We start from the raw sequence: 13,341 nt of genomic DNA on the forward strand, positions 1-13,341 counted from the left end.
GTGTGATGAAGCCCCGGCGCCTGCGGCGTCACGGTTGCCCCCTCTTAGCCTTTCGCCTGCCGAAACGTCCAGCACTAGGACGTCGGCCGGCACATCCATGCTAATGCTGGCGCGGCTGTACGTGGAACGCCTCAATCTCGCTTTCACCCAATGCGCGTTGTGCCTCCAGCCGGTGCAGACCTTCGACCAACACCCAGCGGGCCTTGTCGGCGCGGACCATGATCGGAGTCTTCATACCGTCCTGCAGGATTTCCTCTGCCAGAGCCTCGATCCGGGCGTCGTCGAGCGTTTTGCGCCGCTTGGCCGGAACATAGACGTCGGCAATCGGAACGCGGATGGTCCGCTGCATGAGCCTCACTCTCTTCTCTGCCACACGCCGCCGGGCGCTTCCTCGTGGATCACTGTGCGGTGGAAAGACCATCCCGTCCAGCATCAGCCCGCCTAACGTGTACAAACGGGCGGGACGACACGCGGGCGCACCAGACCAATAAGGCGCGTCACACAATGGCCACAGCAGATCCCACGCCTTTGCGCCAGACACCAAATCCCGCAAAGCCAGGATAACCGCGCCTAAGAACGCCTGAGAGCCGCTGTGGAAAACCTGGTTTCCAGTTAAGTGTTAACAGATTTTGTTAACCAAGCCTCCCCTAGTCTGGCGTTGCTCATACCGGAGGCCTACCCCGGGCGAGGCATCCACCGGGCGGTTCGGACCGCCTGTCACAGCAGAGACCTTTGGAGATCCCCTGTGTCCCAGTTAGCAGCCGGTCCCCGGAAACGGTCGGAGCAGCTGACCGCCGCGTTTGCCAGCGTGCGCGGCACTTTTGTGGCTACCGGCGTATTCAGCTTTTTTATCAATTTGCTGATGTTCGTCGGGCCGCTCTACATGCTGCAGGTCTACGACCGCGTGCTGACCAGCCGCAACGAGATGACGCTGATCATGCTCACCATGATCGCGCTCGGGATGCTGGCGGTGTTCGGCGCCCTGGAACTGATGCGCTCGCGCATCCTGGTGCGAATCGGCGGCAAGCTTGACCGAACGCTGAAGGACAAGGTGTTCGACAGCGTGTTCGCCAACACCCGCAGCGGCGAGGGTGGATCGGCGCAGGCGCTGCGCGATCTCGACAGCCTACGCGAATTCCTGACCGGTGCGGGGCTGATCGCCTTCTTCGACGCCCCTTGGGTGCCATTGTTCCTGGCCGTGGTCTTCCTGTTCCACCCGCTGTTGGGTCTGGTCGCCCTGACCGGTGCGCTGGTCATCCTGGGGCTCGCACTTGCGAACGAGCTGGTCACGCGCAAACCCCTGTCGGAATCCTACAAGGCGGGTCACGCCGCCAACGGGTTCGTTCAGACCAGTCTGCGCAACGCCGAAGCCGTGCACGCGATGGGCATGCAACCCGGTATCTTGTCGCGCTGGTCGCACCAACACGCGCACGCGATCGGCGAGCAGGCGCGAGCAAGCGACCGCGGCGGCCTGATCATCTCAAGCTCCAAGACCGTTCGTATGGTCCTGCAGGTGGCGATGCTCGCGGTTGGCGCCTCGCTCGCGATCGCGGGGACGATCACCCCCGGCACGATGATTGCCGCGTCGATCATCATGGGTCGTGCGCTCGCGCCCGTGGAGCAAGCGGTCGGCCAATGGCGCGGCTTCGTCAACGCTCGCACTGCCTACCGCCGCCTCAACGACGCGCTGCTGGCGCGCGACGAGGTGCGTAAGCCGATGCCTCTACCCGCCCCGCAGGGAGAGGTCACGGTGGAAAAGCTCGCGGTGGTCCCGCCGGGTAGCCGGACTCCGGCGCTCAAGGGGGTCAATTTCCACCTGCGCCGGGGCGAGGCGATGGGCATGATCGGCGCCTCCGGCGCCGGCAAGTCCAGCCTGGCGCGCGCCCTGATGGGCGTCTGGCCGGCCGCGGATGGCGCGGTACGTCTGGATGCCGCCAACATCAACGACTGGGACCCGGAACGGCTCGGCGACTACATCGGCTACCTGCCACAGGACGTTGAGCTGTTCGACGCCAGCGTGGCCGAGAACATCGCCCGGCTGGGCGAAGTCGACCCCGAAGCAGTGGTACGCGCGGCCAAGCTGGCCGGGGTGCACGAGATGATCCTGCACCTGCCCGATGGCTACGACACCCAGATCGGTGCTGGCGGACATGCGCTCTCCGGCGGTCAGCGCCAGCGCGTGGCCCTGGCGCGCGCGGTTTACGGCGACGCGCGCGTAATCCTGCTGGACGAGCCGAACGCCTACCTCGATGCCGAGGGCGAGGCCGCCCTGGCAGAGGCAATCGCGCAGCTCAAGGCGCAGGGGCGCACGGTCGTGGTGATCACGCACCGGCTACAGATTCTGGCGTCGGTCGACAGCGTCCTCGCCTTGTCGCAGGGCCAGGTGAAGACCTTCGGCCCGCGCGACGAGGTCCTGGCTGCCTATAAACGACCAGCCGTGGTCGCCGGACAGCACAAGGCACCCGCGCAAGAGCCAGCCGCAAGCCCGGCCCAGCCCGAGGCCGCTGCGGCAAGCGGCAGCGGTGCCGATACCACCGTGGCCGCCTCCACGGCAGCCAAGAACCAGTCCGCGTCCGTTCAGCGAATCAAAAGGTAAGCATCGTGTCCCGCATTCAAGCCAATCCGACCCCGGAATCCGAGACCGATCGTCCGAAGCCTTACCAGCCATCGGACGCGGGCAAGTTTGTCGCGATCGGCGCGATCGTCGTGGCGATCGCGTTCGGCGCGTTCGGCACCTGGGCAGCGACCGCCCCGCTCGACAGCGCGGCCGTCGCGCCCGGCACGGTGATGGTGGAAAGCAACCGCAAGCTGGTCCAGCACCCGGACGGTGGCGTGGTGAAACGCATCGCCGTTAAGGAAGGGGACATGGTGCGCCGCGACGATGTCCTTCTGGAACTCGACACCACCGAATCGCGCGCCCGCTTCGATGCGGTCCGTCAGAACTTGATGGCCGCGCTGCTGCGCAAGGCCAGGCTGCAGGCCGAGCGCACGGGCGCAGAGGAAATGCAACTACCCGATGAGCTCCAGAATCCCGCCAACGCCGAACACGCCCGTGAGATCGAAGCCGCGCTCGCCGCCGAACGCGCACAGTTCGCTGAACGCCGCCGGTCCCTTGACGGCAAGGTGGCGATCCACCGGGAGAAGATCACCCAGCTCAAGGACCGGATCGCCGGTGTGCAGGCCGAGAAGGAGAGCGCCGAGCAGCAGATGCAGATCATGCGCAACGAACTCGTCGGCCTGCGCGAACTGCATGAGAAGGGCTACTATCCACGCACGAACATCCTGAAGATGGAACGTCAACTGGCCCAGCTGGGCGGCAAGTCTGGTTCGGCTGAAGCCACGATCGCCGAGGCGCGCACCCAGATCGGCGAGGCGCGCCTGCAGATCGAACAAGTCCGCCAGCAGTTCTCCGAGCAGGTCTCCAATGACCTGACGGAGGTCCGCAACAAGATCGCCGAACTGCGCCAGCGCTTCGTCATGGCGGCGCACAAGCTGTCCGTTTCCAAGGTGCGCGCGCCGCAGGACGGGGTCGTGCAGAACCTGAACGTGCACACCGTCGGAGGCGTAATCCAGCCGGGTAAGGAGATCATGGAGATCATCCCGACCGACGACCGCCTGGTGCTGCAGGTCGAGGTCAAACCGACCGACATCGACGTGGTCGCCGAGGGCCAAGATGCCGAGGTGCGCCTGACCGCCTTTTCCGGGCGGACGACCCCCAGCCTGATCGGGCGTGTCACCCGCCTCTCCGCCGACCGGATCACACGCGCGCAGGGGCAAGGCATGCCGCCGCGCTCGTTCTATCAGGCCCGGGTCGAGATCCCGCCGCAAGAACTGGACAAGCTCGACGACCAGAAGCTGCAGGCCGGCATGCCGGCGGACGTGCTGATCAAGACCGGCGAGCAGACCCTGCTGGCCTATCTCGCCCGGCCGATCACCGATGCCATGTCGACGGGCCTGATCGAGCAGTAGCGGGGCGGCGGGACCATCGTGCCATTGGGGCTAGCTCGAATGGCCGGTTCGCGCTGGACGACGGCGGGGGGATAAACTACCCCGTCCTGCAGGAACCTGCATATCCGCCACAGCCTCCTGGAAGTCCAGCATGCCCGTCCCGCCTGTGAACCGGCATCCGGCCCCCCGCGCCATCTTGCAACCCGCGACCGGAGACCAGCAGCCATGACGGTGCTCGTCACCGGCGCGGCCGGGTTCATCGGCTCGCACGTCGCCGCCGCGCTGCTGGACCGCGGCGAGCGGGTCGTCGGGCTGGACAACCTGAACGACTATTACGATCCAGCGCTCAAACGCGCCCGGCTGGAGCGCCTGCAGGCCCGCGACGGGTTCGCCTTTCACAAGGCGGACGCACACGTCCCCGAAGCGGTTAACGAGGTGGTTGACCGCTATCCGGATATGGACCGGATGATCCACCTCGCCGCCCAAGCGGGGGTGCGCTACTCGCTGGAAAACCCGTGGGCGTACATCGACGCCAACGTTCACTCCCAGGTCACGGTGATGGAGGCCGCCCGGCGCCTGCCCAACCTGCGCCACCTGGTCTACGCCTCCTCGTCCAGTGTCTATGGCGGCAATACCAAGCTACCGTTCTCGGTCGACGATCCGGTCAACCAGCCGGTGTCGACCTACGCCGCCAGCAAGCGGTCGGCCGAGCTGCTGTCGGAGAGTTACGCCCACCTCTACCGCTTGCCGATGACCGGCCTGCGCTTCTTCACCGTTTACGGCCCATGGGGCCGACCGGACATGGCGGCCTATCTGTTCGTCAAAGCGATGTTCGAGGATCGGCCGATCCAGGTGTTCAACGCCGGCCAGATGAAGCGCGACTTCACCTATATCGACGACATCGTCGCCGGCGTTCTGGGCGCGCTGGACAGCCCACCCGAGGACCCGGGCGCGCCGGCGCGCCCGCATCGGCTGTACAACCTGGGCAACCACCGCTCGGAAGACCTACGGCACTTCATCGAAGTCCTAGAGCAGGCTGTGGGCAAGACGGCGCAGAAAGAGATGCGCGAGATGCAGCCGGGCGACGTGCCAGCCACTTACGCCGACATCGACGCCTCGATCCGCGATCTCGGTTTCCAGCCCAAAACGACCATCGAAGAGGGCTTGCCCAAGTTCGTGGAGTGGTTCCGGGAGTATCATGGGGTCTAGCCAAGAACCCGCAAGGCTCCGCGACTTAGGTAGCCCAAAAGACAGCTGAATACCTGTGTTTCAGTTCAAAACAATTCGACAAATACCATTAATATATAAGTGATATTCGGACAATTTCATCCCGGATGAATGACCTATGATCGATAATGATCCGGCAACCGGGAAAAACTGAATACCTCTATAGACACCAGCCATTCTCATTTCATAGTAAATGCGACATTTCGTTGCTGAATATGGTATATTAACTGGTATTGCCGCCTTAGAAGGGAGAAAGAAGGGGGATAGAGTGCGCAAGAAGACCTTTACGCTGTATTTAGCAAAAGAAGACACTGGCGACTTCAATGCCCTCTTGTCTGAAGGGGCTTTAGAGCGATTGAACGAACCTTCAACCCGTGTCGTTGAGGTGGATGAATTCGGTGATGGCGCCAAGGTATTCGTGTTCACCGGAAGCGAGCACGAACCACGTTGGCTTACTGAACTCCGCAACGAATTCGGAATCGCTCAACCAATTCAAACTAAATCTACGTGTGCTCTAGTCATTTTCCGCACGGCGGAGAGAACATTTGCCGCAACGTTTGGTCATGGCTGGATGTACCTCAAAGAGGAGAATCTGGAGGGGGATTTTGGCCTTAGAGTTGCCTTAAACGCGTTGGACGAAAGCAAGTTAAAGCGGTTAGAAAGAGCCAATCTAGGTGACGCGTTGCGCGGCGTCGCACTCTCCCCATTTCAGAGAAACTTTAGCTCTTTTGGTCTAGATGATGCTTTAGACCTCGTTCGGAAAGTAAGCGGCAACACCCGGGACGAGGCATCAGCTGAAGCGGTCACCGGCTCTCGATCGTTGAAGGTTTCCGGCGAGTTTGAAATCTCGAATCTTCCAGAATTAGCCCGGATCTCTCACGAAGGAAGGTGCATCGGGGTCTGAAATCGGCGAAAGTGTAAGCGCCAACAGACACTTAACCCGATCTCAGCGGAGCCCCCGATGCCGACACAGTGTAACCCGGACTCTATGCTTTTCGCACGCCTCGATCGCCGCGAGTTGGTGGCGGATTTTGGCGGTGGGGCGATCACCTCGGACGCCGGCGCGCTGCTGCTGGGCGCGACCGACAAGGCGATCAACCTGGTTGACCGGTTCGCCGCCTGCTTCACGGATGGCCGGACAGCAGGTCGCGTCGTTCATGATGTCCGCACCCTGGTCGGCCAGCGCGTGTTCGGCATCGCGCTCGGCTACGAGGATCTGAACGATCACGACGACCTGCGCCGTGACCCGGTGCTCGGGCCCGTTCTCGGCAGGCTGGAGGCGCGCCGGGCCCGCTGCGCGCCGCTGGCCGGCAAAAGCACGCTGAACCGGCTGGAGCACGCCCCGGTCGACGGCGACCGGTACCGCAAGATCGCCCACGATCCGGACGCGATCGAACACCTGTTCGTCGATCTCTTCCTGGACGCGCACGCCAAGCCTCCGGCACGCATCACGCTCGACCTGGACGCCACGGACGACCCGATCCACGGCCGCCAGGAAGGACGGTTCTTTCACGGCTACTACGACTGTTACTGCTACCTGCCGCTCTACGTGTTCTGCGGCGAGCACCTCATAGCGGCGAAGCTGCGCCGGTCCAACATCGACGCCAGCGCGGGTTCGGTCGAGGAGATGTCGCGTATCGTCAGCCGCATCCGCCAGCGCTGGCCTAAGGTCAAGATCCTGCTGCGCGGTGACAGCGGGTTTACGCGCGAGGCGCTGATGGCGTGGTGCGAAACAAACAAGGTCGACTTCCTGTTCGGTCTCGCACGCAACGCCAGGCTGGTCGACCAGATCCACATCGATCTGGCCTGGGCCGAGGATGAGGCGGAGCGGACCGGTAAGCCGGCCCGCCGGTTTGCCGACTTCCGCTGGACCACGCTGAACAGCTGGACCCGGCGCCGGCGAGTGGTAGCCAAGGCCGAGTGGATGCCGAACCGCGACGAGAACGGCGCCAACCCGCGGTTCGTCGTGACGTCCCTGCCGGCGAAAGAGGTCGATGCCCGGACGCTCTACGAGCGGGTCTACTGTGCGCGCGGCGAGATGGAGAACCGGATCAAGGAATGTCAGCTGGATATGTTCGCCGACCGCACCAGCGCGGCGACCATGAAGGCCAACCAGCTCCGCCTATGGTTCGCGTCGATCGCCTACGTCCTGCTCGCGGCCCTGCGCCGGATCGCACTCGCGCACACCCAGCTGGAGAAGGCGACCTGCGGGTCGCTGCGCCTGAAGCTCATGAAGATCGGCGCGCAGGTAACGGTCACCGTTCGTCGCATCCGCGTCGCCATGGCCTCCGCCTGCCCCTATGCTGAGGAGTTCGCCCTGGCGCACGCCCGATTGTGCCGTTGATCCGCGCGACCCGCGCTACCGTCACCCGCCAATCAACAACGCTGGACCCGAACTGACCTGGTAGCGCCCACGCGGCGCAAGGATCAGGCATGCCTGCGTCGCTCTGGATCACACAGCAACCGTCGACTGCACCCCACGACGACGGCTCAGAAGCCCTGGTGAGAAAAGCGGGTTAGCCTCGGAGGCCTTGGAATTTTTTCACTCTAATTACTACCAAAGCACGAATTTTCGTATTATTGACGTCGTGACGCCGATCGCCGATCGCCGGAAAGTTGATTTTCTTGATGGACTTGCAGCAGAACGCATACGAAATGGTCATGCCGACTTCGAGTTAGGGCTTCCTGCGAGCTACGAGGACGAAGGGGTCGCCTATGCATTCTGCGGGCCTGGCCTGCGCGGTCGACACCCAGACCTTCTCCTTAGTCATTACACGGCGGCAATGGGCGAGCAACTACCGACCCTGGACGCACAAAAGTTAAAGAGCCACAAAGTTGTGGCAATCTACGAAGACGGTGCACGGCCAAAGCAACGATGGGCAATTCGAACGGCTTTGGTTGGATCTATTATCTACGACGGCGACCTGTACGCGATCAACGAGGGCGAATGGTATCAGGTCGATGAGGCTTATAAGCAATCTATTGAGGATTCTTTTTGGGCCCTTAAGAGCGAGTGGGAGGGCGAGCCGCCACCACCGTTACGGAAGATTTACGATGAAGGTGGAAGGAACGGGAAGTACCAGAACGAAGCACTGTATAATCAGGAACTCGCGGAACAGTATGGCTACATCCTACTCGATCAGAAAGAAGTTAGAATAGAGGATGTTCAGCGGTCCGGTTTCGAGCCGTGTGATCTGCTCGACATCGAAGGAAAGAGATTTATTCATGTAAAGAAAAGCTCTCGCCGCTCCTCAATTCTAAGCCACTTTTTCAAACAGGGCGCTAACTCTGCACAACAGTTTCGACGATTCCCGTCAGCAATGACATCCCTTGAGGCTCTCGTGCGGAGAACAGCGGGGAATAATGCGGCGGACAGGTTAATCGAAGCACACAATGATGATCATCGAAACTGGAGCGTCGAATTTTGGATCGCAGATAATCCACGCGCTACCGGAGAGTTCAACATCCCCTTCTTCAGCAAGATTTCGCTCCGGGATGAAGCCAGCAGCCTAGAGGCTATGGAATACCAAGTGACCGTCCGGTTCATATGCTTGGATACCCGCATCATATGAGAGCACGATACGTCCTTGAGGCACCGGCAGTGAAGGTTGCCCGTGGTACACTGACCGGCAGTGCTACCAGGAAAAGGTAGGTGTCTGCGCGAGTCCTCTCCGTCTACAGGGTGCAATTATGAATGAAAGGCACCCCAACCGATATCCTCCGGACGCGCCCGCATCTGCTCCTTTCGCGCCATCCGCCCGCTGGCCAGTACAGCTAGAGTGACCCTCCCGACTATATTCAATGCCAACTCCGCGAGGCGAAGGAACCGCGATGTCTGACAGCACCGCCAACACGACCGAACCGCTGAACGCGCTGCTCCGCCGGATCGAGACACGCGATTTCGCCGTGGGCATCGTCGGCATGGGTTACGTTGGCTTACCACTCGCGATGACATTCGCGGCAAACCAGTTTCCCGTCATGGGCTTCGATTCCGATCCCAAAAAGGTCAACGCCCTGGCTGCGGGACGGTCCTACATCAAACACATCAGCGATGCGCAGCTCGCCGAAGCACGCGCGGAGAACTGCCTGTCCGCCACCACGGACTTCACGCGCCTGGGCGAGCCGGATGCGGTGCTGCTGTGCGTGCCGACCCCGCTGAACCGCAACCGCGAACCCGACATGACCTACGTCGAGGCGAGCGCGCGGGCGGTCGCCAAGCAGTTGCGCCCCGGGCAGCTGGTGATCCTGGAGTCGACAACCTATCCGGGCACGAGCGACGAGCTGATCCGTCCAATCCTGGAGGAGACGGGCCTGACCTCGGGCACCGACTTCTATCTCGCCTACTCGCCGGAACGCGAGGACCCGGGCAACAAGGACTTCGCCACCGGCAAAATTCCCAAGGTTGTGGGCGGCGACGGGGCCGACGCGCTCAAGCTCGCACAAACGCTGTACGACGCGATCGTGCCGCAGACCGTGCCAGTGCGCGACCTGCGCACCGCCGAAGCGGTGAAGCTGACCGAGAACATCTTCCGCTCGGTCAACATCGCGCTGGTGAACGAGCTGAAGCAGGTTTACGGCGCGATGGACATCGATGTCTGGGAGGTGATCGACGCCGCCAAGACCAAGCCGTTCGGCTTCATGCCCTTCTATCCGGGTCCGGGCCTGGGCGGACACTGCATCCCAATCGACCCCTTCTACCTGACCTGGAAGGCGCGCGAGTACGACATGTCGACCCGCTTCATCGAGCTGGCGGGCGACGTCAACGTCTCGATGCCGCGCCAGGTGATCAACCGGCTCGCCGAAGCGCTGAATGCCCGCCAGCGCCGCGCCCTCAACGGCGCGCGGGTGCTGCTGGTGGGACTGGCGTACAAGAAGAACGTCGACGACCCGCGCGAGAGCCCGTCGTTCAAGCTGCTGGAGCTATTGACCGAAAAGGGAGCCGGGGTCGACTACCACGATCCCTACATCCCGCAGATTCCGGCAATGCGCGAGTATCCGCAGTTCACCGGCCGACCGTCGGTCGACCTGACCGCCGAAACGGTGGCCGACTATGATGCCGTGCTGATCGCGACCGACCACGACGACATCGACTACGCAACGATCGCGGAATCCGCGGCGCTGGTGATCGACACGCGCAACGCGATGGCCAAGCACGGCTACCGGACGCCACGGATCGTCAAGGCGTAAGCGACGCTGCGGCGCCGGCCATGCTCATCTATGCCGGCCGCCGCAGCCAGCCCTTGGCCACGAAGTAGCTCAGGATCAGCAAACCGGTCCCGAATCCCCAGATGCCGTTGAGAACCAGCCCGCCGACGATCTTAACGGCATCCACCGGAATGCCCTTGAGCGGGAACACCACCAGCATCGCCACCGCCGTCGGCCCGACCGCACCGACGAGAATGCACGTGCCCCAGTACTTCAGCCCGCGGGCGTTCCGGATCACGGGCCAGAGCACGAGCCCCCAGACGCCGCCCCAGAAGGCGAGCGAGACGACCTGCGGTACGCCGAACGGCCAGGTCGGCTGAAGCGGATAGGGAGCGATTGGGATCACTCCGGCACCATGCAGCAGCGCGATGGCCCCCTGGTGGAAGATCAGTGTTGCGAGAAAGCCGGCGACGAAGGCGATCAAAAAGCGCATCGCAAACCCTTGCTATGTCATGACGCAGCCAATAGCTGGCTATGCGTGAAGCTGGGGAGGAAATGGGCCCTCACTACCGGACGGCGATATCAAAAGGATGTGAACGGGGCTTAGTCCAAAGTCGCGCCTGCAATCGCCTCTAACGCAAGAGAGTGGTGCCGGGCGTCAGCGCTGTTGGCCGTCGCGGTCCTGCTGGACCCGCAGGAAAGCCACCACCGCCGCAAGGCCCGCGACGATAAACGCACCGGCCACGGCGATCACAATCGCCCAGGCCGCCGCCCAAATCAGCCCGACCGCCAGCACGACCCCGGCGACCGCCAAGCCAACCAGAACGAACGGCAACAGCGCGATTCCGGCGACGACGGACGCCCCCTTGCGCTGGGCCGATCCCCGGCCAGGTTGCGTGCGTTCCTGTGATGGGGTGATGTTTTTCATGAGGGACTCTCAAGGCTGCGGGCACCCCGTTATCTGGGGACGCCTGCATCCCTAAACAACGCGCGCTACGACACAAGATACCACCCCATGAGGGGCCGACCCGGCAAGCCAGGTTGAGCCGCGACAGTTCGTACAATATAGGCGTGCGCGAGAACTGCGCGGCTACGCGCTTTCGGCGAGCCGCGGGCGCGCGCTCTGCTGCGCCCGCTCCCAGGCGAGCGCCGTCGCCACAATGTCGCGCAAATCCGTGTAGCGCGGCGACCAAGGCAGCGTGTTCCGCAAGGCCCGCGTATCCGCGACCACACTGGGCGCATCGCCCGGTCTTCTGGATGCGTGGCGGGCCGCGATCGGCCCAGCCAGCGCGGTGACCGTGTCCAGCACCTGACGCACCGAATAGCCGCGTCCGTAGCCGCAGTTGAGCAGCAACTGACCGCCGTCCGCGTGCAGCCGCTCAAATGCCAGCACGTGCGCCTCGGCCAGGTCGGACACATGGATGAAGTCGCGCACGCAGGTGCCATCGGGCGTGTCGTAGTCGTCGCCGAACACCTCGATCGCCGGGCGCGCGCCGACCGCACACTCCACCGCCACCTTGATCAGATGGGTCGCCCCACGGGTCAACTGGCCTGTGCGCAGTTGCCCATCCGCTCCCGCGACGTTGAAGTAGCGCAGGATGCCCGCGCTCATGCCGCGCGCCTGGGCGATATCCTGCAGCATGCGCTCGGTGAACAATTTCGACCAGCCGTACGGGCTGATCGGGGCCGTCGGTGCGGTTTCCGCCACGGGCGCGCTCCCCGTGATGCCATAGACGGCGGCGGTGGAGGAGAAGATCACCGTGCCCACGCCGGCTTCGGCACAGGCATCGAACAGGGCCAGGCTGTTCGCGGTGTTATTGGTGTAATAGCGCGCCGGCTCGGCCACGGACTCCGGCACGACGGTACTGCCGGCGAAATGGATCACGCCGGCCGGCCGCTCGGCGGCCAGCACTTCCCGCACACTGCCAATATCGTCCAGACGGGTGCGCACGAAGCGTGCGGAGGCCGGTACGCTGCTTTCGAAACCGGTCGACAGATCGTCGAGAACGACAACCCGATAGCCGCGGTCCAGGAACGCCCAGGCGGTATGGCTACCGATATAGCCGGCCCCGCCGGTGATCAAAACTTTGTCGCTCACGCGTGGCACCCCGAAGTTGGCAAATCGACTGTCAGATCTCAGGGTATCGGGGCACAGCGGCCGGCTCGGGCACGCTTCCGGGGTAGCTAGCGACCCGTCCTCGCCAGCGATCTCAACCGGCCTATTTCTTCGGGGGGAGTAGCCGCTCAGCGACCCCGCACGGATAGCTCCGCTTCATACGCGTGAGCGATTGCTCGGCCGGTGCCAGCCGTGGCCCGCCGTTCCAAAAAGCGAAACTGCGTCACTCACATTCGCTTTGCCACAGAAAAAGCTTGTGCAAAGCTACAGACTGAGTCCCCACACTCCAGGCGGAAGGTTGGCGGCGTGACACATCCAGGCGGCAACCAAATTCTCGATCGGCACCCGCAGATGTCCGGACCCAACAACTCTAAAAAAATCGGGAAACGCCTAGGCTATCCAGCAGCCGTCGCCGTTTGGGTCGGAGCCGGCCTGCTGGGCTGGGGTCTCGTTGCCTGGCTCGTCATGGCGCTGACGTAACCGCTCAAAAAACTTATGAACCATGTGACGTGCTATCGCGTCTCTTGAACAGCCGCCCAGCCCGGAGACGGCGTGTTCTCAGCTTGCGGGGATTTAAGCTGTCCGCCGGTGTGGCCCCTGGACCTTCTCGACCGGCGTAACCCGCCAGCCAAAATAACTCGCCGCAGCGGCCGCGGGCAGCGACAGCACCACGGCCATGGATGGCTCCAGACCGCCGGCCAGCGCCAGACCGGCGCCCACCCCGCCCCCGGCGAACGCACACAGGAGTCCAAGGGTAGCGATCGCGAGCAGGGGCATGGCATCCCTCCATCCGTTGGGCCGAGCAGCCGATAGCAGGATCGACCGGCTTGGCTTCCGTTCAACAGGCTCGAGTCTACGCATCAGCACGGTCGGCCTGAACAGTTCTGAAGGGGAAGGGCGCAGCG

12 protein-coding genes are annotated in these 13,341 nt (G+C 63.2%); 7 read left to right on the forward strand and 5 right to left on the reverse strand.

What is annotated here, in order from left to right; translation table 11 throughout:
* Positions 1–100 precede the first annotated feature (100 nt).
* Positions 101–349, reverse strand: coding sequence for a ParB N-terminal domain-containing protein (locus RHOSA_RS0118900; protein WP_027289888.1), 249 nt, complete (start codon positions 347–349; stop codon positions 101–103).
* Positions 350–745: 396 nt separating this feature from the next.
* Here RHOSA_RS0118900 and RHOSA_RS23700 point away from each other — a divergent pair, with 396 nt between their 5' ends.
* The 7 genes from RHOSA_RS23700 (at position 746) to RHOSA_RS0118935 (ending at position 10,362) form a co-directional block, all read left to right on the forward strand.
* Positions 746–2,596, forward strand: a complete 1,851-nt coding sequence (locus RHOSA_RS23700) for a type I secretion system permease/ATPase (RefSeq protein WP_081728848.1) — start codon at positions 746–748, stop codon at positions 2,594–2,596.
* A 5-nt stretch (positions 2,597–2,601) separates the two neighbouring features.
* Entirely contained in the window at positions 2,602–3,969 is a 1,368-nt protein-coding gene (locus RHOSA_RS23705) for an HlyD family type I secretion periplasmic adaptor subunit (protein WP_051432344.1), read from the forward strand.
* Positions 3,970–4,173: 204 nt separating this feature from the next.
* Positions 4,174–5,157, forward strand: coding sequence for an NAD-dependent epimerase/dehydratase family protein (locus tag RHOSA_RS0118915; RefSeq protein ID WP_027289889.1), 984 nt, complete (start codon positions 4,174–4,176; stop codon positions 5,155–5,157).
* 286 nt (positions 5,158–5,443) lie between these two features.
* Positions 5,444–6,079 (forward strand): DUF6119 family protein, encoded by a 636-nt coding sequence (locus RHOSA_RS24955; protein ID WP_169816662.1) that lies wholly within the window; start codon positions 5,444–5,446, stop codon positions 6,077–6,079.
* Positions 6,080–6,136: 57 nt separating this feature from the next.
* The gene (locus tag RHOSA_RS0118925; protein ID WP_027289740.1) at positions 6,137–7,519 is read left to right on the forward strand and encodes an IS1380 family transposase; all 1,383 of its coding nucleotides are present in this window, start codon (positions 6,137–6,139) and stop codon (positions 7,517–7,519) included.
* 103 nt (positions 7,520–7,622) lie between these two features.
* A complete protein-coding gene (locus RHOSA_RS24960) occupies positions 7,623–8,747 on the forward strand; it encodes a TIGR04141 family sporadically distributed protein (protein WP_322786845.1) in 1,125 nt (374 codons plus the stop codon).
* A 259-nt stretch (positions 8,748–9,006) separates the two neighbouring features.
* The gene (locus RHOSA_RS0118935; protein WP_051432345.1) at positions 9,007–10,362 is read left to right on the forward strand and encodes a nucleotide sugar dehydrogenase; all 1,356 of its coding nucleotides are present in this window, start codon (positions 9,007–9,009) and stop codon (positions 10,360–10,362) included.
* Positions 10,363–10,390: 28 nt separating this feature from the next.
* On the opposite strand, the gene RHOSA_RS0118940 is transcribed toward RHOSA_RS0118935, so the two are convergent.
* The 4 genes from RHOSA_RS0118940 to RHOSA_RS24510 all read right to left on the reverse strand — a co-directional run bounded on the left by RHOSA_RS0118940 (position 10,391) and on the right by RHOSA_RS24510 (position 13,213).
* Positions 10,391–10,813, reverse strand: coding sequence for a hypothetical protein (locus RHOSA_RS0118940; protein WP_027289892.1), 423 nt, complete (start codon positions 10,811–10,813; stop codon positions 10,391–10,393).
* A 165-nt stretch (positions 10,814–10,978) separates the two neighbouring features.
* Complete coding sequence (locus tag RHOSA_RS0118945; RefSeq protein ID WP_027289893.1) at positions 10,979–11,248, reverse strand: hypothetical protein; 270 nt, start codon at positions 11,246–11,248, stop codon at positions 10,979–10,981.
* Between the two features lie 162 nt (positions 11,249–11,410).
* Positions 11,411–12,418 (reverse strand): UDP-glucose 4-epimerase GalE, encoded by a 1,008-nt coding sequence (gene galE, locus RHOSA_RS0118950; protein ID WP_037256667.1) that lies wholly within the window; start codon positions 12,416–12,418, stop codon positions 11,411–11,413.
* Between the two features lie 591 nt (positions 12,419–13,009).
* A complete protein-coding gene (locus tag RHOSA_RS24510) occupies positions 13,010–13,213 on the reverse strand; it encodes a hypothetical protein (RefSeq protein WP_027289895.1) in 204 nt (67 codons plus the stop codon).
* Positions 13,214–13,341: the final 128 nt, after the last annotated feature.

This window comes from Rhodovibrio salinarum DSM 9154 (assembly GCF_000515255.1).
GTDB classification, from domain to species: domain Bacteria; phylum Pseudomonadota; class Alphaproteobacteria; order Kiloniellales; family Rhodovibrionaceae; genus Rhodovibrio; species Rhodovibrio salinarum.

Coding starts and splice junctions, on each gene's coding strand:
- RHOSA_RS0118900 (WP_027289888.1), bottom strand. CDS start 349: ATGCAGCGGACCATCCGCGTTCCGATTGCCGACGTCTATGTTCCGGCC.
- RHOSA_RS0118915 (WP_027289889.1), top strand. CDS start 4,174: ATGACGGTGCTCGTCACCGGCGCGGCCGGGTTCATCGGCTCGCACGTC.
- RHOSA_RS0118925 (WP_027289740.1), top strand. CDS start 6,137: ATGCCGACACAGTGTAACCCGGACTCTATGCTTTTCGCACGCCTCGAT.
- RHOSA_RS0118935 (WP_051432345.1), top strand. CDS start 9,007: ATGTCTGACAGCACCGCCAACACGACCGAACCGCTGAACGCGCTGCTC.
- RHOSA_RS0118940 (WP_027289892.1), bottom strand. CDS start 10,813: ATGCGCTTTTTGATCGCCTTCGTCGCCGGCTTTCTCGCAACACTGATC.
- RHOSA_RS0118945 (WP_027289893.1), bottom strand. CDS start 11,248: ATGAAAAACATCACCCCATCACAGGAACGCACGCAACCTGGCCGGGGA.
- RHOSA_RS24510 (WP_027289895.1), bottom strand. CDS start 13,213: ATGCCCCTGCTCGCGATCGCTACCCTTGGACTCCTGTGTGCGTTCGCC.